This window comes from Modestobacter sp. VKM Ac-2984 (assembly GCF_026967985.1).
GTDB lineage: Bacteria > Actinomycetota > Actinomycetes > Mycobacteriales > Geodermatophilaceae > Modestobacter.
This window is the reverse complement of record NZ_JAPVBJ010000006.1, coordinates 257925-281177: the sequence shown is the minus strand read 5'-3', so window position 1 is coordinate 281177 and position 23253 is coordinate 257925. Positions and strand designations below refer to the sequence as shown.

At 73.7% G+C, this 23253-nt stretch carries 20 protein-coding genes; 11 read left to right on the top strand and 9 right to left on the bottom strand.

From position 1 onward, the window contains the following. Window position 1: 1 nt before the first annotated feature. Window positions 2-772, bottom strand: coding sequence for an ATP-grasp fold amidoligase family protein (locus tag O2W16_RS14550; protein WP_269159531.1), 771 nt, complete (start codon window positions 770-772; stop codon window positions 2-4). Window positions 773-1027: 255 nt separating this feature from the next. Here O2W16_RS14550 and O2W16_RS14545 point away from each other — a divergent pair, with 255 nt between their 5' ends. Beyond that, complete coding sequence (locus O2W16_RS14545) at window positions 1028-2830, top strand: ABC transporter ATP-binding protein (protein ID WP_269159530.1); 1803 nt, start codon at window positions 1028-1030, stop codon at window positions 2828-2830. Between the two features lie 112 nt (window positions 2831-2942). Here O2W16_RS14545 and O2W16_RS14540 read toward each other — a convergent pair whose 3' ends face one another. The 7 genes from O2W16_RS14540 to O2W16_RS14510 form a co-directional block, all read right to left on the bottom strand. After that, window positions 2943-3950 (bottom strand): glycosyltransferase, encoded by a 1008-nt coding sequence (locus O2W16_RS14540; protein WP_269159529.1) that lies wholly within the window; start codon window positions 3948-3950, stop codon window positions 2943-2945. Between the two features lie 2 nt (window positions 3951-3952). Further along, the gene (locus O2W16_RS14535) at window positions 3953-5074 is read right to left on the bottom strand and encodes an acyltransferase family protein (RefSeq protein ID WP_269159528.1); all 1122 of its coding nucleotides are present in this window, start codon (window positions 5072-5074) and stop codon (window positions 3953-3955) included. 154 nt (window positions 5075-5228) lie between these two features. Further along, on the bottom strand, window positions 5229-5780 hold the full coding sequence (locus O2W16_RS14530; protein WP_269159527.1) for an acyltransferase: 552 nt from the start codon (window positions 5778-5780) through the stop codon (window positions 5229-5231). Beyond that, the gene (locus O2W16_RS14525) at window positions 5781-7034 is read right to left on the bottom strand and encodes a polysaccharide pyruvyl transferase family protein (protein WP_269159526.1); all 1254 of its coding nucleotides are present in this window, start codon (window positions 7032-7034) and stop codon (window positions 5781-5783) included. It lies immediately after the preceding gene. Further along, the gene (locus O2W16_RS14520; protein WP_269159525.1) at window positions 7031-8659 is read right to left on the bottom strand and encodes a lipopolysaccharide biosynthesis protein; all 1629 of its coding nucleotides are present in this window, start codon (window positions 8657-8659) and stop codon (window positions 7031-7033) included. Before O2W16_RS14520 ends, O2W16_RS14525 begins: the two co-directional genes overlap by 4 nt. Continuing rightward, window positions 8656-9672 carry a glycosyltransferase gene (locus tag O2W16_RS14515; RefSeq protein ID WP_269159524.1) on the bottom strand — a complete coding sequence of 339 codons (1017 nt, stop codon included), beginning with the start codon at window positions 9670-9672 and terminating at the stop codon, window positions 8656-8658. The genes O2W16_RS14520 and O2W16_RS14515 overlap by 4 nt, the downstream gene beginning before the upstream one ends. Window positions 9673-9841: 169 nt before the next feature. Beyond that, window positions 9842-10762, bottom strand: a complete 921-nt coding sequence (locus O2W16_RS14510) for a hypothetical protein (RefSeq protein WP_269159523.1) — start codon at window positions 10760-10762, stop codon at window positions 9842-9844. Between the two features lie 307 nt (window positions 10763-11069). Between O2W16_RS14510 and O2W16_RS14505 the strand changes: the two genes are divergently transcribed. From O2W16_RS14505 to O2W16_RS14475, 7 genes are all read left to right on the top strand, one after another. Continuing rightward, the gene (locus O2W16_RS14505) at window positions 11070-12221 is read left to right on the top strand and encodes an Ig-like domain-containing protein (RefSeq protein WP_269159522.1); all 1152 of its coding nucleotides are present in this window, start codon (window positions 11070-11072) and stop codon (window positions 12219-12221) included. Then, a complete protein-coding gene (locus O2W16_RS14500; protein WP_269159521.1) occupies window positions 12218-12883 on the top strand; it encodes a CHAP domain-containing protein in 666 nt (221 codons plus the stop codon). Before O2W16_RS14505 ends, O2W16_RS14500 begins: the two co-directional genes overlap by 4 nt. 15 nt (window positions 12884-12898) lie before the next feature. Beyond that, on the top strand, window positions 12899-13870 hold the full coding sequence (locus tag O2W16_RS14495) for a glycosyltransferase family 2 protein (protein WP_269159520.1): 972 nt from the start codon (window positions 12899-12901) through the stop codon (window positions 13868-13870). Window positions 13871-14028: 158 nt separating this feature from the next. Beyond that, window positions 14029-15150, top strand: a complete 1122-nt coding sequence (locus O2W16_RS14490) for a hypothetical protein (protein ID WP_269159519.1) — start codon at window positions 14029-14031, stop codon at window positions 15148-15150. 5 nt (window positions 15151-15155) lie between these two features. Continuing rightward, a complete protein-coding gene (locus O2W16_RS14485) occupies window positions 15156-16211 on the top strand; it encodes a glycosyltransferase family 4 protein (protein ID WP_269159518.1) in 1056 nt (351 codons plus the stop codon). Between the two features lie 361 nt (window positions 16212-16572). Continuing rightward, window positions 16573-17424 (top strand): tyrosinase family protein, encoded by an 852-nt coding sequence (locus O2W16_RS14480; protein ID WP_269159517.1) that lies wholly within the window; start codon window positions 16573-16575, stop codon window positions 17422-17424. Between the two features lie 13 nt (window positions 17425-17437). After that, window positions 17438-17761 (top strand): hypothetical protein, encoded by a 324-nt coding sequence (locus tag O2W16_RS14475; protein WP_269159516.1) that lies wholly within the window; start codon window positions 17438-17440, stop codon window positions 17759-17761. Between the two features lie 244 nt (window positions 17762-18005). Here the strand turns inward: O2W16_RS14475 and O2W16_RS14470 are convergent, their stop codons facing one another. After that, complete coding sequence (locus O2W16_RS14470; protein WP_269159515.1) at window positions 18006-19544, bottom strand: sugar transferase; 1539 nt, start codon at window positions 19542-19544, stop codon at window positions 18006-18008. A 603-nt stretch (window positions 19545-20147) separates the two neighbouring features. Here O2W16_RS14470 and O2W16_RS14465 point away from each other — a divergent pair. The 3 genes from O2W16_RS14465 (at window position 20148) to O2W16_RS14455 (ending at window position 23123) form a co-directional block, all read left to right on the top strand. Beyond that, a complete protein-coding gene (locus O2W16_RS14465) occupies window positions 20148-20939 on the top strand; it encodes a hypothetical protein (RefSeq protein ID WP_269159514.1) in 792 nt (263 codons plus the stop codon). 60 nt (window positions 20940-20999) lie between these two features. Further along, window positions 21000-21560, top strand: coding sequence for a diguanylate cyclase domain-containing protein (locus O2W16_RS14460; RefSeq protein ID WP_269159513.1), 561 nt, complete (start codon window positions 21000-21002; stop codon window positions 21558-21560). 213 nt (window positions 21561-21773) lie between these two features. Beyond that, entirely contained in the window at window positions 21774-23123 is a 1350-nt protein-coding gene (locus O2W16_RS14455) for a hypothetical protein (RefSeq protein WP_269159512.1), read from the top strand. Window positions 23124-23253 lie beyond the last annotated feature (130 nt).

The following is a 23253-nucleotide window of genomic DNA, read 5'->3' as shown; positions in this document are numbered from 1 at the left end:
CTCAGCGGAGGCGGAGCAGCCCTCTCGTGCCCGTGACGGGCAGCTCCCACCAGCTGCCCAGCAGCCGGTCCAGCTCGGGCTCGTACCGGGCCAGACCGGCCGCGGGATAGGGGGTCAGCTCCCCGAACCACAGCACCCCGTCGTGCTCGTAGAAGTCGACCCGCATCATGTCGAAGTCCGCGGCGAGCAGGGACGCCGCCTTCAGCATGTCCGCCAGCCGCTCCGGCCGGGCGGTGTCAGGCCCCGGCACGTAGCCACCGGTCCAGGGCAGCGGCTCCCAGTCGGTGCTGTAGTACCGGGCCTTGTGCACGTCCCCGTCCTTGCTGTGCACGGCGACCACCCGGGGCTGGCCGTCGAAGACGAACAGCTTGAGGTCGGCGGGCACCTCACCGGGCGTGCCGATGAACTCCTCGACCAGGAGCCCGGGGCGCGCCGTGCGGTAGGCCCACTCGCCGCTGCGCCGCCAGTACGGTTCGGTCACCCAGCCCGCGACCTGCTCGGCCAGCTCCTCGACGTCGGCAGGGCCACCGCTGATGATGACCCGCTGGCTCGCGTGGTTGGGCTTCAGCACCCAGTTCGCGGGGAGCTCCACGTCGCGCAGCTCGGCGACGTCGGTGCCAAACCAGTAGGTCTCCGGCGTCCGGGTGAGGTCGGGGGCGAGCCGCGCCGCGTGCTCCTTCATCGCCAGCTTGTCGCAGGTGGTCCGGAGCAGCTCGCGCCGGTCGCGGGTGACCCGCCACTGCACCTTGTCGTTGAAGGTCTCGAACCCCATCAGCGGAGGGAGCCGACCGTGTCGGAGGTAGAACTTCCGTGCCCGCCGCAGCTGTACGGGAACCAGCCGCTGCAGGTCGAGACGAGAGAACGGCACCGGCGCCACGGCGCACACTCCAACAGACGGAGCGCCGCGCCGCAAGGCAGGCCCTCGCGCCAGTGTGGTCCACGACGCTCCGCACGGCCAGCGGGCGACGGTAGGGTTCTGCCTGACCACGCCCCGGACGGGGCCGCGCACGTGATCTCAGGAGGGCAGTTGTCACTGCCGAAGCAGTGGCCGACCCCGACCAGGGTCGTCCGGCGCTACAAGACCGCCTGGCAGCAGTTCGGCCCCTTCCTCGGCTCGTCGAAGTCGCGCATCGCGGTGATGGCCGGCGGCTCGGTGATCGCCGGTCTGGTCGAGGCCGCGCTGCTGGCGCTCGTCGCCTCCCTCGCCACCGCGCTCTCCCAGGGACAGACGCAGGTCGACGCCATCCCGGGCCCGCTCGAGGTCAGTGCCCCCCTGCTCGTCCTCTGCGCGGTCGGGCTGGGGCTGGCCGTCTTCCGCGGCGCACTGCAGGTCTGGCTCGCCTACGTGCCCGCGTCGATGAGCGCGTCGGTGATGGCCGCCCTCCGGCGTGACCTGTTCGAGCGCTTCACCTCGGCGTCCTGGAAGATCCAGTCGGCCGAGCGCGACGGGCACTTCCAGTCGCTGATGACCACGCAGGCGATCCAGGCCTCGGCGGCGGTCACCACCCTCTCCGAGGGCATCAGCGCCGTCCTGATGTTCTTCACGCTGCTCGCCTCCGCCTTCCTGCTCAGCGCCCCGACGGCGCTCATCCTCATCGGGGCCTCGGCGGTCCTGTTCGTGATGCTGGCGCCACTGGCCCGCCGCCAGCGCGGCCACGCCCGGGCGCTGAGCGCGGAGAACGTCGAGTACGCCAAGGGCGTGCAGGAGATGGTCCAGCTGGCCGAGGAGACCCAGGTCTTCGGCGCCAACCGGGCCTACCGCGACGCCGTGGAGAAGATGATCCAGGAGGTCCGCCGCCCGCTCCTGCAGACCCGCTTCCTCAACCGGGCCGTGCCGGCGCTCTACCAGAGCGTCGCCTTCTTCCTGCTCCTGCTCGCCCTCATGATCGTCCACCTGTCCGGGGCGACGGCGATCGGCGAGCTCGGCGCCGTCGTCCTCATCCTCATCCGGTCGCTGACCTTCGGGCAGCGGATCCAGGCCTCCTCCACCCGGATGAACGAGCTGATCCCGTACATGGGCCGGCTGCGGCGCGCGCTCGACCACTACGCCGGCCACACCCGGCAGGACGGCGACCACCCGCTGTCCCGCGTCGAGCGGCTCGGCATGTCCCACGTCGACTTCGCCTACGACACCACCGCGCCCGTGCTGCACGACGTCTCCTTCGAGGCCAGCCGCGGTGAGGTGATCGGCATCGTCGGTCCGTCCGGGGCCGGGAAGTCCTCGATCGTGCAGCTGCTGCTGCGCCTGCGGCTGCCGACCAGCGGCACCGTCACGGTCAACGGCCAGGACGCCCGCGACTTCCGGCTCGGCGACTGGCGGGAACGCGTCTCCTACGTCCCGCAGAGCCCTCAGCTGCTGTGGGGCACGGTCGCGGACAACATCCGCTTCTACCGCGACGACATCACCGACGCGGAGGTCGAGGAGGCCGCCCGCAAGGCCTCGCTGCACGAGGAGATCCTCAGCTGGCCCGAGGGGTACCAGACGGTCATCGGGCAGCGGGCCTCGGCGATCTCCGGCGGGCAGCGGCAGCGGCTGTGCCTGGCGCGTGCCCTGGCCGGCCGGCCCGACGTGCTGATCCTCGACGAGCCCACCAGTGCGCTGGACGTCATGTCCGAGCAGGCGGTCCAGGAGTCCCTGGCCCGGATGAAGGGCGAGGTCCTGCTCCTGCTCGTCGCGCACCGGGTGTCCACCCTGTCGATCTGCGACCGGGTGATGGTGATGGGGGCCGGGCGGCTGCAGGCCATCGACGCGCCCTCGGTCCTGATGCGGGACAACGAGTTCTTCCGCGAGATCACCGCGATCTCGCAGGCGGGGCACACCGTCACCTGAGCCCGCGGGCTCCCCCGACGTCCCCGGCCGGCCGGTCAGCGGGCCGGCCGGTCACCCCCTGCGCCGCCCGGCCCGCACCGGCCGCCGCACGCCGCGCACCGCGCGGCGGCCGTCACGGCAGGTCGGCGCTCGACAGCGACGTCCCGGTCCCCCCGGGCCCACCGGGGTCGACCTCCACCCGGACCCGGGCCGCAGCCGCGACGACCTCCGGGCAGAGCTCGTCGACCTCGACGGCGACGCCGATCCCGCTGCTCTTCATCAGCGACGCCAGCTCCTGCTGGTGGTCGTCGACGTGCTCACCGCGCGCGCGGCGGCGGACGACCGCGATCGGCGAGATCCCCATCTCCAGCAGCCCGATGACGCTCCCCACGCCGGCGTGGGTGATCACCACGTCGGCCTCCCGCGCGTACCTGTCGAAGTCCGCGCCGGACACCTCACGGTGGACCTTGCCCGGCAGCTCGGTCGCGGGCTCCGTCTCACCCAGCTGCCAGACCGTGTTCTCATCGGCCAGCCCGAACTCGAGGACGCGGTCGATGATCGAGTGGAAGGGATAGCCGCGGAGCGTGCCGAGGGTGATGAACAGCCGCGGCGGCCCCTCCGGCCGGTCGGCCCGGGGCACCGTCCGGTACGCCGAGAAGACGCTCGGGTGGGTGCCCCAGCGGCCGCCCGCCCAGGCCGGGTGCTGCGTCCGCAAGTGGGCGAACCGCATCGCGGCCAGGACCCGGCCGCTGACGGAGGGGCCGTTCACCCGCGAGACGCTCTCGATGTAGAGCGTCGGGATCCCGGCCAGGTGCGCGGCGGGCAGCGCGGCCAGCGCCAGCGCCGACCCCGTGCTCACCGCGGCGTCGAAGTCCTCCGATCGCAGCCGGGGCAGGATCGACCGGAACGCCCGGGCGATCTTCAGCCCCTCCCGCGGTCGGATGTAGGGCACGTGCAGGACGTTCCGGCCCGCCAGGAGCGACTCGCTCTGGGCGGTGGCGAAGGTGATCCAGAGCGAGTCGGCAGAGGCGCCGAGCCCCGGCGCCAGGCGGACCAGCTGGGCGAGATGACCGCCGGTGGACGCAGCCAGCACGAGCCGCCGCTCGGCGCCCGGCCGGAGGTCGGGCAGTTCCCGGGGCATCGTCATTCCTTCGTCTCGGTGGGCCGGGGCGTCAGGTCGCGCTGCGGGCTGACCGCCGCCTCCGGGTCGTTCGGGACAGGGTCTCGGTGCGCCCCACGTCGCCGTGGACCGCGGAGTAAGGCCGGTGGGGCGTACAGCCAGCGCACCCGGCTGGTGAGCCGGGCGAGCCCGAACGACGCGACGACGGTGACGATCACCAGGGCGACCTGCACGCCGACGTCGACCCACCGGGGCCAGGCCGGATCCAGCAGCTCGATCAGCGCGGTCGCCGAGACGATGACGTAGAGGTGCAGCAGGTACAGCTTCAGGCTGGCGGTGCCCATCGACGTGAAGATGCCGAAGCCCGGCAGCCGGACCAGGTACCGGGTGATCAGGACGCCGACGGCGACGGCGGAGAGCTGCCCGACGAGCACCACGAGCGGGACCCAGCGGAAGCCCAGGACGATCAGCGCGGTGGACACGACGAGGGCGGCGAACGCGATCCCGAGGTGCACCGGCCGCGCCTGCGCGACGAAGTCCCGGATCTCCCGGGAGAACACCGCGCCCAGCACGAAGAAGAAGAAGAGCGCCCCGACCCGGTTCCAGCCGATGTTCTGCGCGTCGACCAGGCCGCTGGTGAAGAGGGTGGAGACCAGCCCGGAACCGGCCAGCTGCACCCAGACCGGCGCACGGGCGATGAGCCAGCGGCCGAGGGTGAAGAGGAAGAGGGCGTAGAGGAACCAGTAGCTGCTGCTCGGCCAGAAGAGGATGAGCGGCAGCGCCAGCGGGTCGGTCGCCGAGATCTCACCGAGCTCGCCGTTGAGCCCGGGGACGACGAAGTAGAAGACGGTCCGGATGACCGACCACACGACGTACAGGTACAGCAGCGGCAGCAGCCGCCGCTTCCACAGCGCGCGGAACTTGGTGGCCCCGTGCCGGCCGGCGAAGATCCCGGCGATGAGGAAGAACGCCGGCATCGGGAAGAGCTCGAAGACGGCCTTCGCCCGGCCGAGCACGGCGTCGACGTCCGCGCTCTTCAGGTACAGGGTCACGTGGTAGGCGATGACCATGAAGATGGCCAGGCCCTTGACGGGCTCGAGCCACGCGAACCGCCCCGTCGTCGGGGCCGTGCTGTGGGCGCTCATCGAGGATCCGTTCTTCCTACGGCCTGGTCCGTCGCCCGACCGTGTCCGGCCATGTGATCCCGCGGTGACCCGCAGATGATCCTCGCGGACCCTAACAGTCGGTACTCCGACGGTACGGGGATCGTGACCACCGGACGGCTGGCCCCGGACAGGTTCACTCGACCGTGGAGGGCGTCGGCTCCGCCCGGGTGGGTGCCGGCTCGGGTGCAGAGGCGCCCAGGCGGCGGATCAGCCGCGCCGGCACCCCACCGTAGACGCCGTCGGGCTGGGTGTCGGCGCTGACGAGGGCGCCGGCGGCGATGACGCAGCCCTCGCCGATGGTCACCCCACCCAGGACGGTGACCCCGGCGCCGAGCCAGGCGCCGGCCCCGATCGTGATCGGGGCGCTGGTCGACGCACCGGCGCGCTGCTCCCGCGCCCCGACCTCGTGGGAGGTGGGCAGCAGGCTGACCCCGGGGCCGAGGTGAACCCGGTCGCCGATGACGATGCGGGCGTTGGCACCGATCGTGGCGTTGACGTTGACGAACGCCCCCCGACCGATCTCCAGGTGGTCGACGCCGCCGACGAAACGGATCCACGGGTAGACGCGCGCACTGCCGTGCACGCGGACGCCCAGCGCCCGGAGCAGGCGCGCCCGGGTGCGGGGAGCCCAGACCGGGCTGCCGGCCACCGTGCTGGCCAGCGCGCCACGCATCCTGCCGGCCATCTACGCCTGCCCGGTGGTGACGGGCGCCGACAGGTCGGCCGTGTTGCGCCGCGCCATCACCACGACCCCCGGCAGCGCCTGCCGGATCGACTCGCGGGCAGCCGAGTCCGCCGGGAGGACCCGGTCGACCACCGCGACCACCTCCGCCGAGAAGCCGGGGGTCGCGTCGATGCGCAGCTCGGGCGTCCCGAACAGCTGCATGAGGCCCTCGACCTTGCCCTGGGACGCCAGCGTGATCGCCGGGACGCCGTTCAGCAACGACATGACCGCCAGGTGCATGCGCCCGGTCACCGCGATGCTCGCCCGCGCGGTGAGCCCGCGGACCTGCGCCGGGGTCAGGATCGACGGCACACCGCTCACGTCGGCCAGCTCGCCCACCCGCGCCATCAGGGCGGCGCAGGCCTCCATGTCACCGCTCTGCGCCCGGTCGACGTGCGGGAGGACCAGCACGTGCAGGCCACGCTCCAGCAGCGCCGCCACGATGCGGACGTACTCCTCGGTCTGGTCCACCCGGCCGGCGAGCAGCCCGCTGACGTTGACCAGCGCGACCGGCTTGGTGACGTGCTGGAGCAGCTCGTCGGCCGCGGAGCCGTCGACGCTCCGGGCGGCGAAGACGATGTCCGCCACCTCCTCGACCGGGGCGATGCCGTCCCGCCGGGCACGCCCGGCGGAGATCGGGTCGCGCAGCAGGAGACGCACCCCGTCACGAGCCGCGGCCGCCAGCGACCGCCGCGCCGCGACCCGCGCGCGGTCGCTCCAGCTGAACCCGATGACCCGGGTCTCGACCCCGGCGCGAGCCGCGGCCCGGGCGAGGGTGGACCGGCGCACCGACGCCGGCAGCGAGTACCGGCCGTCCATCACGTCCGCCCCGAGGACGGACAGGTGCGCGGCCCCCGCGAGAGCGCGGCCGAACGACGCCACCGACGCCCGGTGGTCGGCGCCGGTCCCGTAGACCAGGTGCGGGATCTCCAGGACCTCCACGCGCTGCCGGGACTCCGCGGGCAGCTCCACCGCGGCGCGGTCCGGGACGACCAGGGTCACCGGCCCGGCGGTGTTCTCCAGCACCGCCTCGAGCATCGCCTGGTCTCCCACGTTGCCGCCGCCGGGGGCGGCCAGGAGCAGGTGCGTGGTCCGCTCGCCCGCCTCGGCGCGCACCCGGGAGCGGATGATCGTGCGGTCGACGAGCCCGGGCAGCCCCGATCCCACCACCGCTCGTCGCCAGATCCGCTGCGCGCGCTCCATGGCCTTGCTCATCGGTCGATGCCCGCCTTCGGGGTCGTGATCGGGTCGGTGGCCGCCGCGCCGGTGAAGGAGAGGGCGGCCGGGTCGGCGGTCTGGCTGGTCGGCGCGGTCATCGGGCCCTCGGCGTCGCCCGCCGTCCGGCCGGCCGGACGCTGCCCACGCCGGAAGTACCTTCGCATCCCGGCGATGTCGCGCAGGTCGCGGCGGAACGTCGGCCAGACCAACGCGGCGAGACCGGTTGCGGCGACCACGGCGGCGACCCCGACGACCAGGCGCAGCGCGTGCGCGTCGGCCGGCAGCGCGACCGTGGACAGGTAGGAGAGCGCCGACGCCGCACTGAAGACCAGCCCGGTGCGGAGCCCGTTGCGGAACATCCGGCCGGCGGGGGCGTCGGAGATGCGCGCGATCCAGAGCAGAGCCACCGGCCACACCAGCGCCGCCCCGATCGCGTAGCCCGCCGCCACGCCCGGCAGCCCCCAGAGGGAGCCGACCACGATGAGGACGGCGACCACGGGTCGGGTCACCAGCGCGTAGACGAACTGGGACCGCGTCAGCCCCTTGGCGAGGAACACCCACGAGGTGGCGTAGGTGGCGGCCTGGAAGAACCCGGCGATGAGCAGCACCCGGAAGATCGGCACCGCCTCGGTCCACTGGGACCCGAGCATCACCCGCACCACGGACGGCGCCTGCGCGAACAGTGCGGCGAACAGGCCGCCGATGAGGGTCAGCAGCGCGACCTGGCCGAAGCTGATGAACTCGGCGAACCGCTTCTTGTCGTCCTGGAGCCGGGAGAGGACCGGCAGGGCCACCCGGGTGGACGGCGCCTGGACCTGCAGCAACGGCATCATGACCAGCTGGAAGGCGCGGTTGTAGATGCCCACGGGTGCCACCCCGAAGCGCGCGCCCAGCACCAGCGTGTCCATGTTCCGGCCCAGGTAGTTGAGCAGGTGCGAGCCGAGCAGCGGCAGGCCGTAGCCGAGGAAGGGCCGGACGGACGCGCGCCGGTCCACCCAGCCCGGCAGCCACCGGTTGGTGGCCACCAGGAACACCAGCGCGACCAGCCCCTGGGTGAGCTGCTGGGCCACCAGCGCCCAGTAGCCGGCCCCGAGGACGGCGAGCACGATGCCGATGGTCACCCCGGCGACCTGCCCGACGATCTCGGAGAGCGCCAGCTTGCCGAACCGCAGGTGCCGGGTGTGCATCGCCCGGTACTGGGTGGAGACCCCGTTCAGCAGGAACGTGGCGGACATGACGACGGCGACGAGCGTGAGCCGGTCGTCGTCGAAGGCGAGGGCGATCAGCGGCGAGACGGCGCAGACCAGCCCGGCCAGGACCACACCGATGCCGGTGTTGAGCCAGAACAGGTTGTCGCGCTGCCCGTCGGAGAGCGTCTTCGCCTGGACCGCCGCCGAGGAGAGGCCGAAGTCCCGGAACAGCTCACCGAAGCCGACGATCAGGGCCACGATCGCGACGAGGCCGTAGTCCTCCGGGTCGAGCAGCCGGGCGAGGACGACGATGCCCAGGAGCTGGACGAGCACGCGGAGCCCCTGGCCGCCCAGGGTGACGGCGGCGCCCCGGGAGGCTGCCGCGGCCAGGCCTGGCTGACGGGCCGTGCTCGCCTCGGGGTCGGCGGTCACCCTCGCCCGCTGAGCGCTCGGGCCCGGCGGTAGGCGTCGCGGTGGTGGAGGCCGATCCGCGCCCAGTCCCGGTCGTCGAGCCGCGGCTCCGCGCTCGGCCGGGAGGCCGTCGAGGTGACCGCCGCCGCGAGCACCTCCGGGGTGAGCTCACCGGGGTACTGCAGGATCCACCCGGGGCCCACCTCCTCGGCCAGCGCCGCGTTGGTCGGCGACTCCGGGACCAGCACCGGGCGCCCGAGCGACAGCGCCGCGAAGAGGGACCCGGAGTTGTGCATGCTCCCGCGGTAGGGCAGGACCACCAGCTGCGACCGGCGGATCTCCTCGACGAGCTCCTCGTCGCTCACCAGCCGGAGCAGGGTGTCGATGCGGGGGTCGCCCTGGCACGCGTCCTGCACCAGCTCGGCCTGGCCGGGGTGCGGGTTGCCCACGATCCGCAGCCGGAGGTCGTCGCGGGCGATGCCGCGGAAGGCCTCGATCAGGATGTCGACGCCCTTGTACGGCCGGATGATGCCGAAGTAGAGGACCCGCCCGAGCTCTGCCTCCGGCTGCGGGTACCGGGAGAAGGGCTCGCGATAGTGGCCGTGCGGGATCGTCACCGTCTCGCGCCCGGCGGTGACCGGACTGGCCGGGTTGAGCCGGATCACCAGGTCGACGTGCCGGTAGAACCGGTCCAGCGAGCGGTGGTCGGCTCGACTGCCCTGCTCGTGCGGGTTGAGGTTGTGGGCCGTCCACACCAGCGGGACCCGCCGCAGCCGCAGCCGCAGGAGCAGCAGGTCCAGCAGTCGGCGCTTCACGAAGCGCAACCACGGCCGCCGGCTGTCGCGGATCAGCAGTTCGGGCCAGTGCACGTGGAGCACGTCGTACTGGCCGAACAGCCCCGTCTGCCAGTCGAAGAAGCGGATGTCGACGTCCGGGGCCGCCCCGTCGACCATCTGGTCGGCGTACTGCGTGGTGCCGTCCGGCTCGCGCAGGGAGTGCAGCACCACCAGGCGCCGGTCAGCGTCGCTCTGCACGGCCGCCGGACGCGTGGGCCGGCGGCCGGTCACGACCGGCCGGACCAGTCGCCAGGCACCCCACGGCCCGGCCTGACGCCAGACGCTCCTCGCGCGGTCATGGGCGCCGCCTCCCGCAGGACGGCGGACCGGGGTGCGGTGCGAGGGACATCAGGCCGAGGACGGGCGCTCACCGCCAGGAGGAGAAGGTGGACACCATGTCGGAGTGCGTCCAACCCGGCACGGTGTGCCCCTGGTCGTGGTACTGGATGCGCACGTCGGCCGCGACGGGCTGGGCGAGGGCGGCCAGCGCCAGGCCGTGCCGGTCCGGCGGCACGAGCGGGTCCGCGAGGGACACCACGGTCTTGACCCGCTTGCCGGCCCAGGCGCTCTGCGGCAGACGGGCGGGGTTCGTGGCCGCGATGCGCGCCGGGTCGTTCCCGTAGGGCGGGCCGATCCGGCCGGGGTCCCGCGCGTACAGGTCCTCCATGTCGAAGGTCGCGTTGGCGAGGTAGATGCCGCGCATCCCGCGGACCATGTTCTTCCCGTACGCGTAGGTCATCAGCGAGCCGCCACCGGAGTTGGCGCGGGCGAAGGCGACGCCGATGTTGAAGACGCCGCTCATGTACTTGTCCCAGTTGACCTGGTGGGTCAGGGCGGTCTGCGTGGTCCAGGTGCTGCCACCGAAGTTGGGGCAGACGCACACCACACCCCGGTCGACGAGCATCATGGCGGGGTAGGCGTAGGCGCCGTCGAGCGCGGTGTGCGTGCTGCCGTTCGAGTGGTACATCCAGGCGACTGCGCTGGGCTTCGGCGCCTTCGGCGGGGTCGCCCACGGCACGTAGAGCCGCGCCCGGTCCTTGCCCCACACGACGTCGATCGCCTCGAACTTCTTCTTCCCGATCCGGGTGGTCCTGGTGTCGGTGCGGGAGACCTCGCCCGGCAGCTTCGGGATCGGGGTGTAGACCGGCGCGGCCTGGGCGGGCCCGGCACCGACGGCCACGCCGGCGAGCCCGGCCGCAGCACCCAGCAGGACGGCGCGCCGACTGGCCAGAGGGCCGCGGACGGAGGGCTGGTCGGACGCGGTGACGTCCGGGTGGACTCGGGACACGGGCTGGGCCCTCCATGAGAACCGGGACGGGTGGTCGCACCGAGCCGCAGGACCGGAACAGGTGTACAGGCAAGCTAGCCCCCGCCGACCGCAGATGCCAGAGCCCACCTGCGGACGAGCTCGTCCGGGTGTCACCCGGACGGGGGACCCCGCGACCGCGTCGTCGCGACCCGGTCGGGCGGGCCCCTGCTGGTGCCCAGCCGCGAACGACCGGCACAGCCGTCCCGGCACGTACCCTGGACGAAGGCCAATTCCCTGGCCCACGGCCCGCCGTGGCACCGTCCCGCGCCCGCCCCCGAGGAGGACCATGGCTTCGATCGCCATCCTGAGCCCTGCGCCGGGGGCCCGGGTGCGGGGCACGGTCGAGGTGCGGGTCCAGGTGCGGGGCGGCAGCCGGGTGAGCACCGTCACGGTCGCCATCGGGGACCCCCGGTTCGGGACCCGGCGGGCCGAGTCCGTGGGCGACCGGACGTACGCCGTCCGTTGGGACACCACCCGCAAGCTGGTCGACCCCGACGTCCCCGCACCGGCCGACGCGCTCTTCTGGATCACCGCCTCGGCGGTCGTGGACGGCATCCGGGTCGAGGCGCCGCACGTCGCCGTCCTCACCGCCAACGACCGCGACGCCGCGCGTGCGGAGTCCGCCGGCGGATGGCGGGAGGAGCTCGCCTGGGCGGCGGACTACAGCGGTTCGACCGAGCAGTGGCTGGCCAGCAACACCGCCGTCATCGGGGCCGAGTACGCCTCCGTCGAGCCCGACCCGGTGCTCGGACCGGCGCGGCGGGCCGTCCGGGTCTCCGTGCCGGACAGCGCGCGCCGCGACCGCGACCAGCCGACGTCGACGACCGTGCGGTTCCAGTCCTCGAGCGTGTCCAACATCCGCGAGGGCGACGAGTTCTGCGTCGGGTTCGCCTTCCTGCCGCCGGAGGACTTCCCCTCCGTGCACCCCCGGGACGGCGTGCTGCAGCCCGGCGGCGACGCCTCCGGCTACATCTCGGTCTTCCAGTTCTACGGGCCGCCCTACGAGCAGGGCTCCCCGTTCGTGCTGCACACCGAGCGCCGCACGCCCGACGACCCGATCGACGAGTTCAGCGTGCGGGGCAACGAGCTGAACCCCGGCGACCCGGTCCCCTTCCTCTCCCTGCCCTACCGCCGCGGGCAGTGGACCGACGTGGTGTTCCGGATCCGTGCGTCGTCGTCCATCCGGTCCGGCTGGGTGGAGTGCCACGTCAACCAGGGCGAGTCCACGGCGGTCCGCCCGATGCACCTCGCCGACGGCCGGCTCCAGGTGCCCCGGGTGCTGCTCCGGCCCGAGTCCGCGGACCACCGGACCGACATGCAGCTCTACCGGGTGGCCGGCCGCTTCGACCGGGTGACCCTGTGGCACACCGGCCACACGATCGCCCGCACCGTCTCCGAAGCCGACCCGGGGTCCTACCGGAACGGGGTGCCGGCGTGATCGACCCGCACGGCCCGTCCCTCCGCGGCGACCCACCGGCCACCCCCGACGGCCAGCACGCCCCGGCCCGGGGTGGTCGGCCGGTCAGCCGTCGCGCCTTCCTGCTCGCCGGTGGCGCCGTCCTCGCCGGCGGTGCGGCCGTCGTCGCGGGGATCAACCGGCAGGAGCAGCCGGCGGCCCCGCCGGTGACGGCCCCCGCTCCGGCCCCGGAGACACCGGCGCCGCCGGTGCTGGTGCCCGGCTCCCTGGACGCGGTGCTGGCCGAGGCCGACCGGACCGCCGGACGCCGGTTGCTCGGCAGCCCGTGGCGCGCCTGGTTCGGGGAGACCTCCGAGCCGTGGAGCGCCATCTACGTCAGCTGGCTGCTGCGCGACATCGGGCTGCCGACGACGGCCGACCCGGTGACCCTGCACGCGGAGCTGCAGCGCGCCGGCCGGGTGGGCTCGGACCCGGAGCCCGGCGCACTGGTCTTCTACTCCCGCGGCGAGGTCAACCGGCCGCACCACGTGGGCCTGGTGACCTCGGTGACCGGCGGCGTCCCCCAGACGGTCGAGGGCGACCACCCCTTCTCCCTCCCCTACCCCGAGCGCTTCGTGCGCCGGTACGCCCGCCCGTGGGAGGACGAGGAGCTGATCAGCTACGGCTACCCTGCCTACGCCTGACCTCCCGGAGGAAACGTGCTGATCAGCGTCGTCCTGCCCGTCTACAACGACGAGGCCCACCTCGCCGACGCGATCGACCGGGTGCTGGGCCAGGAGGGCGTGGACCTCGAGCTGGTCGTCGTCGACGACGGCTCCACCGACCGGTCGCGGGCGATCGCCCGGGCCGCGGCCGACCGGGACCCCCGGGTCCGGTTCGTCCCCCTGCCGGAGAACGGCGGGGTCGCGCGGGCCCGGGAGCGCGGGGTGCGGGAGGCGACCGCGGACTGGATCTGGTTCGTGGACTCCGACGACAGCTGGCCGCCCGACGCCGCCGCGCAGCTCCTGGCCGCCGCGCTCGCGTCGCCCGACACGGACGTGGTGGTCGCCGGCGCGCGCGCCACCTTCGAGTCCGGCAAGGCGCCCACCAGCACCGAGCCGCCGGCCGGCCCGCCCGTCCCGGGCCAGGAGGCGTTCAGCCTCTTCCTGACCGGCCGGATCACCGGGCACCTGTGGAACAAGCTGTTCCGCCGGGAGCTGCTGAGCAGCATCGACTTCACCCCCGCCCGGGTGCAGTCCGACCTCGCCATGGTCGCCCAGGCGGTGGCCGGCGCCCGGTGGGTGGGCTTCCTGCCGGTGACCGTCTACGAGTACCGGGTGCGCAGCGCCTCGATCATCACCAGCCGCTCCCAGCGAGCCGAGTCCCTCGAGCTCATCGCCGCCGCGGTCGAGTCCGCCGCCCGCCAGGTCGGCCCCGGGACGACCGCCACGGCCGAGTACCGCTACTTCGTGACCCGCTACCTCACCCTCTCCGGGATCAAGGACGCCGTCCTGGGCTCCTACAGCCCCGAGCAGAGCGCCGAGCACCTGCGCCGGTTGCGTCGGCGGCTCGGGGTCCGGGAGCTGGTGCTGCTGGCCCGCCGGCGGGACGCCAAGCGGCTGGCGTTGGCGGTCTCGGCCAAGGTGTCCCTCCCCGCCTACCGCCGGCTCCTGGCCGTCGCCGACAGGTGAGCGCCCTGGCCGTGAACGGTGCGTTACGGTTCTGCGGCTCCGTGAGCCGCCGGACCGGCGCGTCCTAGGGTGCCGTCGAGGCGATCCGCGGACCTGCGCGTCCCGAGGTGCCGTCGACGCCACCGCCCCCGCCGCCACCGTCCCCGAAAGGCGCCCGCATGACGAAGGTGTTCGCGATCGGCCGCGGCCAGTACGAGAACGTGGGAGACATCATCCTGCGCCGGCAGCTCCTCGACTGGGTGCGGCCCGCGGGCGAGCTGCACGTCTACGTGGGCGCCTCCCCCGCCGGGTACGACGAGGGCCTCGGGCTGCGGCCGGGAGACCGCGTCTACCGGTCGCTGCGGGCCTGGTACCAGGTGGCCCTGGCCTCGGCCGTGCGCGGCGAGGCGGCCTACGTCTTCAAGCCCGGGGAGATCCAGCTGACCCTCGTGGGCATGAAGGAGCACCTCTCCCTGCTGCCCCTGCTGGTGGCGCTGAAGCTGCGGGGCGGCGCGGCGATCCGGGCCGGGGTCGGCACCCGCAACTACGCGGCCGTGCCGCGGGCCCTGATGCGCCCGTCGATCGCGCTGTCGGACCGGACCCTGTGGCGCGACGACGCGACCGGCCGGTACATGGGCACCGGTGCGGTGATGCCGGACCTGGCCTTCGGCGAGGGGGCCGACGACGCCGCCGTCGCGAGGTTCGCCTCCCCCGCCCCCGAGCGGAACGCGCTCGTGGTCTCCATGCGGGGCGAGGACCCGGCGCGCCCCTACCCCAGCCAGGCCTGGCTGGACGGCGTCCGGGCGTACGCCGCCGCGCACGAGCTGGAGATCTGGGCCGTGACCCAGGTGTGGACCGACGAGGAGCGCACCCGGCGACTGGCGGCGGATCTGGGCGGCCAGGTGCTCGGCTGGGTCGGCCCCACCGGCCACGACGAGCAGGAGCGCCGGCTGCGCGAGCTGTACTCCCGCACCGCGATCGTCCTGTCCGACCGGCTGCACGTGGTCATCGCCGCCTTCACCGAGGGCGCGGTGCCGGTCGGCTCGCCGGTCGAGGGCTCCGACAAGGTGGACCGGCACTTCACCACCATCGGGATCGAGGGGGTGACCGTGCCGGCGGCGACCGACTCCGCCGACGAGCTGGTGACCCGGCTGGAGGCCCTCGCCGGACGGCGGGCCGAGCTGTTCGGCGCCCTCCTGGACGCCCGGCGGCGGCTGCGCGGGCACCGGGACGACATCCAGCAGGTGCTCTCCGGGCGTTCCCCGGCGGCGCCGGCCACCACCGAGCCGGTCGCGGGCTGACCGTGGTGACGTCCCGGCCGACCGTGTACCACCTGGGCCGCGTGGGCGACATCCCGGGCGGGATGACGCAGGTGATGAACGGCTACCTGGCGTGGCCCTTCCCGCGGGTGGACGTCGCGGTGATCACCTCCCGGGGGAACCCGCACGACCTGCGCGCCGCCCTGGTGAAGGGCACCGGCGCGCTGGCCCGGGTGCTGCGGCTGCCCCGGCGGACCTCGGTCGTGGTGGCGCACCTGTCCGAGCGCGGGTCGTTCCTCCGCGAGGGCGCGCTGATGCGGGTGGCGCACGGTCGCGGGATCGCCACGGTGGCGCACCTGCACGGCAGCTCCTTCGCCGCCTTCGCCGCCGCGCACCCGCGGCTGACCGGCTGGGCGCTGCGCGGCGCCGACCGGGTGATCAGCCTGTCGGCCGAGTCCTCGGAGGTGGCGGCCCGCTTCGTGCCGGCCGAGCGGGTGGTGCTGATCCCGAACGCGATCCCCTCCAGCGCGCCCACGGCGAAGGAGGACCTGGTGGTCTTCGGCGGCGTCGTGTCGCACCGCAAGGGCATCGACGTCCTGCAGGAGGCGTGGTCCCGGATCGACGCCCCGGGCTGGGAGCTGGTCGTGGCCGGCCCGGTCCAGGACGACGACCTCGTGCGTCCGGGCATCAGCGGGCTCACGATGGCCGGCTCGCTGGCGCACGAGGAGCTCATGGCGCTGCTGGACCGCTCCCGGATCGCGGTGCTGCCCTCCCGGGACGAGGCGATGCCGATGTTCATCCTGGAAGCCATGGCCCGCGGCAACTGCGTGGTCTCCACCGACGTCGGGGGCATCGCCGCGGTGCTGGGGGACGAGCACGGCATCGTCGTCCCGCCCGGGGACGCCGAGGCGTTCCGGGCCGCCCTCCAGTCGGTGCTCAGCGACCGGGAGCGCCGGTCGCAGCTGGCCGCGTCGGCCCTCCAGGCGTTCGAGGAGCGCTTCAGCGCCGACGCGGTGTTCCCCCGGGTCGAGGACCTGTGGCTCACCGCGCTCGCCGACCGCCGTCCGGACGCCATTGCGTCACCAAATGTGCGCGGTGAGTGACACCAAGAAAATGCGCATCGTGACTCGGCGCACACGCAAAGAAGTGCACGACAACCCCTGTCCTTAGCAGGGGGAGATGTGGCTATGGTGTCGAGGACTTGACGAGTGGTCGACCACCCAGTTCGCACTCCGAGTACGAACCGACGGCGGTCGAATTGCACTCTGTTGTATTGCCGTCAACTGTTGCCGAGGGGCCGAACACGCTCGTGGCCGACCCTCCGTCACCTCTCGGACCACCGTCTCGTCACCGAGTCCAGCCGACACCTGAGACCAGGGATCGGTCGACGACTCACGATCTCGTGCGAGGCACCGTGGAAAGGGCGTGTTCCTGATGACAGGGACGAGACGGAACATCCTGAGCATGTCCGCAGGGGAGGTGCAGCGACTCACCTCGGCGTTCAACGTGCTGAAGGCCAACGGCACCTACGACCACTTCATCCGCAAGCACGTCGAGGCGATGAACATCGCGACGCCGGCGGGCTCCACCCGCAACGCCGCCCACCGCGCACCCGCCTTCCTCCCCTGGCACCGGGCGACCCTGCTGGACATCGAGAACGCCCTGCAGGAGGTCGACCCGTCGATCGAGGGCATGCCCTACTGGCGGTGGCAGAACGACACGGCCCTCTACGGCGACCCGCGCCGCTCGCCCCTGTGGACCGCCGGGGGCATCGGCGGCGACGGCGACCCGGCCCGGGGGAACCGGGTGCTCAACGGGCCGTTCGCGCACTGGGTGGCGCTCATCGTGAACAACAGCACCGGCGCGGTGGTACCGCGCTCCACCCCCGGCCTGATCCGGCTCCTCGGTCGCGACCCCCGCGGTTCACGGGGGCTGCCGCCCCCGTCACAGGTCACCGACGCCATCGACCGCTACGCCACCTACGACCGGTCTCCCTGGGACGCCAGCGTGGCCACCTTCCGCAACCGGATGGAGGGCTGGTCCGGAGGCCCCCGCATGCACAACCTGGTGCACCGGTGGGTGGGCGGCGACATGCTCGCCGGCACCTCGCCGAACGACCCGGTCTTCTGGCTGACCCACTGCAACGTGGACCGGCTCTGGTGGGTCTGGCAGGGGATGCGGGGCGTGACCAACTACCAGCCGACGTCCGGTGGCCCGACGGGCCACAACCTGAACGACACCATGCAGGGCCTGGTCGTGCCGCGGACGCCGGCTGACGTCCTCGACATCAACCGACTCAACTACCGATACGTCTAGGAGGACCAGGCTCATGGACCGCAGACGATTCATGGTGGGGGCCTCCGTGGCCGTCGTCGGCACGGCGGTGGCCGTGACCGGCACCCCCCCGTTCGACGACATGCCGGCCGCTGCCGCCGCAGGTGAGGAACGCTTCTCGGCGCGGGGGCGCGCGGTCGTCATCCAGAAGGTCGGGCAGAGCGCTCACGCCGTGATCAACGGCCGGCACGGGGTCCATCTCGAGCGGATGCTCGACGGGTACGCCACGCACCTGCTCCCCTTCGGGACGTACAAGTCGCCGCGCAAGCTCATCGAGGCCGTCATCCAGGCCGAGGACGCCGGGCTCCTGATCATCTAGCGGCGTCCTGGCCGGACACCGTCGACCTCTGCGACCCCCTCGGGCGAGTGCCCGAGGGGGTCGCTGACGTCCGTGGGCGAGCCCGGACGGCGCGGGTCACCCGATGACGGTGGCCCGAATCCCGCCGTGCGGCGGCGTCCCCCTGGCCACCTCGCGGCGCTGGAACGCGAACTGCCGCTCCGCCGGGGGGCGGAGCGGCAGGGATCCCGCAACACGGCGCGCGGACAGCGCGCCGACGGTGGTGTCAGTAGGCGCCGGAGCCGCGGAAGACGGCACCCACGGTCTTCCACAGGATCATGAAGTCGAAGGCCAGGGACCAGTTCTCCACGTACCGGACGTCGATGCGCACCGAGTCGTCCCAGGAGAGGTCGGAGCGGCCGCTGACCTGCCACAGCCCGGTGATCCCGGGCTTGACCAGGAACCGGCGGTGCATGTCGAAGCCGTAGCGCTCGACCTCGGTGGGCAGCGGCGGGCGGGGGCCGACCAGCGACATCTCACCGCGCAGCACGTTGAGCAGCTGCGGCAGCTCGTCCAGGGAGTAGCGACGCAGCACCCGGCCGACCGTGGTGACCCGCGGATCGCCCTTCATCTTGAACAGCACGCCGTTGCCGTCGCTCTGCTCGGCCAGGTCGGGCACCATCCGGTCGGCGCCGGCGACCATGGTGCGGAACTTCAGCATCCCGAACGTCTGGCCGTCCCGGCCGACGCGCTCCTGCCGGTAGAACACCCCACCGCGGCTGGTGAGCCCGACGGCCAGGGCCAGAGCGAGGAGCACCGGCAGGATGACCAGGATCCCCAGCGTGGCGGAGATCCGGTCGAAGGACTCCTTGGTGAGCCGGCGGACGCCGCGCAGCTCGGGCCGCTCCACGTGCAGCAGCGGCAGCCCGCACACCGGACGGATGCGCACCCGGGGGCCGGCGATCTCGGTGACCGCAGGAGCCAGCAGCAGCTCGGCGCGGGTCTTCTCCAGGTCCCAGCCCAGCCGGCGCAGCGCCGGCCCGTCCAGCTCCGGGGAGGGCAGCACAGCGACGGTGTCGACCTCGTAGGCGTGGACCACGTCGACCACCTCCTCGAGGGTGCCGAGCACCGGCAGCCCGTCGAAGGCCTCCGGGGACTCGCCCGCAGGGGCGGCCGGCAGGCAGCAGCCGATCACCCGGTAGCCGTGATAGGCCTCGCGGTCGATCTGCGCGTGCAGCGCCGTGACCCCGCTGCGGTGACCGACGATGATCGCCGTCTGCAGGAAACGCCCCTCGCCGCGACGGCGGTGCAGCCACTGCCGCTGCGCGTAGCGCTGCAACAGCGACAGGCCGGTGGCCAGGGGCAGCGCGACCACGATGAAGCCCCGGGCGAGCTCGAGCTTGAAGGCCCAGGAGACCGTGCCGACGAGGGCCAGCAGCAGGATGGCGGCGGAGAAGACCCGGCGGAACTCCTCCGGCCCCACCCAGAGGAAGCGCTCCTCGTAGCTGCGGCTGACGAGCATGAGGCCCACCCAGGCCAGGGGGAGGATCGCGGCCATCCACAGCGAGGCCTGCGAGCTGGCGGCCATCCCCTCGGGCCCGAAGCGGGTCAGGTAGCCGACCCCCGCGGCGAGCCCGGCTGCCACCGTGTCGCCGATCGCGATGCGCTGCACGTACTCGGCACGCCAGGCCCGGCGGGCGAGGGTGCCCTCACCGCGCAGCCGGGACAGTGCGAACGTCCGGCGCCGGGGCTCCTGCGCCCGGTGCTTCGACGCCGTCCGGCGTCGAGTACGGACGGCGCTGTTGCGCTCGTCGATCATGCTCATGCAGTGCACCCCCGGGCGGCCGACGCCGTGTGGGGGGCGTGACCTGGTAGCCATGTCTGAGACGGACCGATGACTGCGCTGTCCGACCGGCAGGGTGACGGTAACGAAGCTGTAGCAAAAGCGGCACCCCGCGAGAATGGACAATCCACCGAACTTCGGTGTCCGACCATTCCCCGAGCACAGGCAGTAATTTCTTCAATACTGGCAGCAATCGGCACCCCGACATTGCGCCATCGGTGCACATCTCGAGTTGCACGTGAAATGGATCACGCACGAGCCCCGTCGCCCCATTCTGGCAACACGGCGTGTCGAATCCGACACGCCGTACTCGTATGGTCACAGACTGCTACGACGGCTACCTTCCCGTCGTCGGCTGCTGGCCGGCGCGAGGGGAGACACAGGACAGTGCACACCGATCGATCCAGCCCGGAGACCTCGGGTCGCCACCGCCAGGTCCCGGCGCCCTCGGCCCCCACCGAGACCGGCCGGCACCGTGTGGTCGTCGCACAGCCGGTGGTCGTCGCGGAGCCGGTGGTCGTCGCGCAGCCGGTCCTGCCCCCGACGCCTGCCCCCCAGCCCCACCGTCCCGAGCCGCACCGTTCCGTGCGGCGACGCCACGCGGCGGACGAGGCGCCGAGCTCGCACCCCGATGCGCGCCGCCGCCGCAGCCGGACCCCGCAGCGAGTGCTCGCCGGCGCGACGCTGCTCCTCATCACCGTGACCCCGGTGCTCGCCCGGTCCACCAGTGCCCTCGGCCTGCACGACGCCGTCGCCGCCGAGATCACCGCCCACCCCGACCAGGCCGAGGACACCCTGGCGGCGCCGACCGTCGCCGCGTCGCCCAGCCCGACCGGTGCGCCTTCCGCTGCCGGCGGTCCTGCCCCGGAGACGGTGCAGCCCGACCGCACACCACCGGCCACTGCGACCACCCGGGCGGACCGCGCCGCGTCCGGCACCGCCAGCGATCCGACCACCGGTCCACCAGCGCCTGTCTCTGCCACGGACAGCAGCCCCTCCGCCGGTCCGCCGACCGAGGCGGCACCCACGGATCCGGCTCCGCCCGCGCCCGCGCCGACCGGTGTGACGCCGACCGGCGCCAGCACCCCTGGGACCAGCGCCCCGGTCGCTCCGAAGACACCGGCGGCCGACGAGCCGTCCCCCGAGACCGTCCCGGCCCCTGACCTGCCGCCGTCCTCGCCGCCGTCCTCGCCGCCGTCCTCGCCGCCGTCCTCGCCGCAGCCCAGCCCGACCCCGTCCTCCGGCACGCTGGGGACGGCGGTCGCGCCGCTGCCCTCCGGACCGGCACCGATCGGGACGGCCACCGTGCCCTCCGCGACGACGGAGGCGGCCGCCAGCACCGTCACCGGACGAGACGGCTCCCTCGTCGCCCCCTGAGCCAGGAACCCGCCGACCACACCGACGAGCAGCGGCCGCTCCCTCCAACGGGGCACCCGGGTGGCCGCGGGCCTCAACCGCGCCGTCCCGGACGACGACATCCCCGCCATGCCGATCGCCGCCACCCCGGTCGCCGACGAGGACGGGTCACCGCCCGACCTCCAGGCCACCGCCGCCGTCACCCTGCTGCCCACCCGAGCCACCCTGCTCGGCCGGATGGCCGACCAGGCGGCAGCGTCCGGTGCCTCCCCGGTGACGCTCGTGCTGGTCGGGCTGCTCCGGCGGGACACCGGCTGGCCGATGCCGGGCGCCCACCTCGACCAGGTCGCTGCCGCGTTGTCGGCGAACGTCCGCGGCGACGACTGGCTGGCCCGCTCCGGGCCCGCCGAGTTCGCCGTGCTGCTGGGTGCGGCCGAGCACGACGCCGAGACCGCCACCAACCGGCTGCTCGAGGTCGTCGCCGGCGCCGGTCTCCCCGGCATCACCGCCTGCGCCGGCATCGCCGAACTCGCGCCAGACACCTCGCCCAGCGAGGTGCACCGCCGGGCCACCCTCTGCCTCACCGCAGCGCGCAGCATCGGCGGCGGTCGGGTCATCCGCTACCGCGGCAGCCGCCGCTGACGCCGCGCGTCCGCCGCAGCGGCGCGGTGGACGCGAGGCCCTCGGCGCCACCTCCAGACCTGCCCCGTGCCGCCGTGTCCCGGCGGCACGGGGCAGCTCCACGTACGGATCCCTCACCTGGTGAGACGCGCGATTGACGGGAAGGTCCGTGCGAGCGAACCTTGGCATCGGGACCCTGCCGCATGGGCAGAGCGGCCGAGACGGGGGAACTCCGTGGCGTGGTGGTGGCTGCTGGTCGCCTGGCCCGTGCTGGGCCTGTTGGCTGCTGCCGTCTTCCACGTCGTCGTCGCGAACGTGCCACCGGACCGCTGCTACGAGCTGCCCCCCGCCGCGCACCCGCACCGCGCCGGGCGCCGTGCCCTCGGGCTGCGCCGCAGGCCCGGCTCCCGCCCGCCGGCCGGACGGCCGGGTGTCGCCACCACCCGGCACGGGCTGATGACCGCGGCCGGCACGGCCCGCCTGGTCCGCGGGCCCGTCCACCGGATCCCCCTGCAGGCACGGCTCGTCCCACGTCGCCGCCCCGGCACGTCGAGCCGGTCACCCCTCACCCGCGTGAGCGGCGCCGTGGCGGACGCGTGCTGCGGGCCCCGACGGACCGCCGACCGCACGCTCCTCGCCACGGGAGCACGGCGGCACGTCACCGTCCCCGTCCCGGCGACGTCCCACCAACCGTCCCGACCGTTCCGGCCCCTCGGCGCGGGAGGCGCACCGACCGGTCCGGCCCGCCGCATCGGGTCGGCGTGGACCCGGAGAGGGGCCCATCGGCCGGGTCCGCACAGCCGCGTCCCACAGCGCCTGGTCGCCCTCACCGCGCTCTCGGCCATCGCGCTTGCACCGGTCCTGGCCCGCTCCAGCAGCAGCCTCGGGTTCAGCGACCCGCTCTCCGCCCAGCTGGCCGCCAATCCCGACCAGGTCCCGGCGACCTGGGACGCCCTCAACCAGGGGGCCGCGATCTCCGGGCTCACCACCCCTGTCACCATCCCCGGCTGGGAGGCGCCCCTGGCCGATCGCGTGCAGACGGACACCCGCGACCGGTCGCCGGAGCCCGCCACGGACTCTCGAACCGGCACGTCCACGGACCAGCCGCGCCGGACCGACACCGCACCCGCAACGTCGACGGACGGTCCGACCAGCGAACCGTCGACCGTGCCGCCCGCCGCGGTGCCGGACGACCAGCCACCGGCGAGCGACGCCGGGTCCGGCGGGGGCACCCGCACCACCGCGCCGACGCCGACGGACCCCGCGGACCCCACGGTGTCGCGCCCCACCCCGACGCCGAGCCCGACCGACCCGGAGCCCACCCCGGAGCCGACTCCCGACCCGGAGCCCACGCCCACCCCGGAGCCGACGCCCAACCCGGAGCCCACCCCGACGCCGAGCCCGACCGACCCGGAGCCCACGCCGACGCCGAGCCCGACGACCGACCCGGAGCCCACTCCCACCGATCCGGCGGAGCCCACGGAGCCGACGCCGACCGATGCGGAGCCGACGCCCAGCCCGACCGGCGACACGACCTCCGCAGAGCCCTCAGCACCCCCGACGGACTCGATCGCCGTCCCCTGACAGGCGACCGGACGGGGCGGCGAGCCGGTCCAGCAGCACGCCGGTGACCGCCGCGCTGACGTCCGGGCGGCACCAGGCAGCACCGGTCCTCCGCCACCACGGCCCGGCGCGCGGGTTCGACAGATGTGCC

Bases quoted from the DNA above. Each gene is read 5' to 3' on its own strand.
- O2W16_RS14550 (WP_269159531.1), bottom strand. From the start codon at position 772: ATGGGGTTCGAGACCTTCAACGACAAGGTGCAGTGGCGGGTCACCCGC.
- O2W16_RS14540 (WP_269159529.1), bottom strand. From the start codon at position 3,950: ATGCCCCGGGAACTGCCCGACCTCCGGCCGGGCGCCGAGCGGCGGCTC.
- O2W16_RS14535 (WP_269159528.1), bottom strand. From the start codon at position 5,074: ATGAGCGCCCACAGCACGGCCCCGACGACGGGGCGGTTCGCGTGGCTC.
- O2W16_RS14530 (WP_269159527.1), bottom strand. From the start codon at position 5,780: ATGGCCGGCAGGATGCGTGGCGCGCTGGCCAGCACGGTGGCCGGCAGC.
- O2W16_RS14525 (WP_269159526.1), bottom strand. From the start codon at position 7,034: ATGAGCAAGGCCATGGAGCGCGCGCAGCGGATCTGGCGACGAGCGGTG.
- O2W16_RS14505 (WP_269159522.1), top strand. From the start codon at position 11,070: ATGGCTTCGATCGCCATCCTGAGCCCTGCGCCGGGGGCCCGGGTGCGG.
- O2W16_RS14490 (WP_269159519.1), top strand. From the start codon at position 14,029: ATGACGAAGGTGTTCGCGATCGGCCGCGGCCAGTACGAGAACGTGGGA.
- O2W16_RS14480 (WP_269159517.1), top strand. From the start codon at position 16,573: ATGTCCGCAGGGGAGGTGCAGCGACTCACCTCGGCGTTCAACGTGCTG.
- O2W16_RS14475 (WP_269159516.1), top strand. From the start codon at position 17,438: ATGGACCGCAGACGATTCATGGTGGGGGCCTCCGTGGCCGTCGTCGGC.
- O2W16_RS14470 (WP_269159515.1), bottom strand. From the start codon at position 19,544: ATGAGCATGATCGACGAGCGCAACAGCGCCGTCCGTACTCGACGCCGG.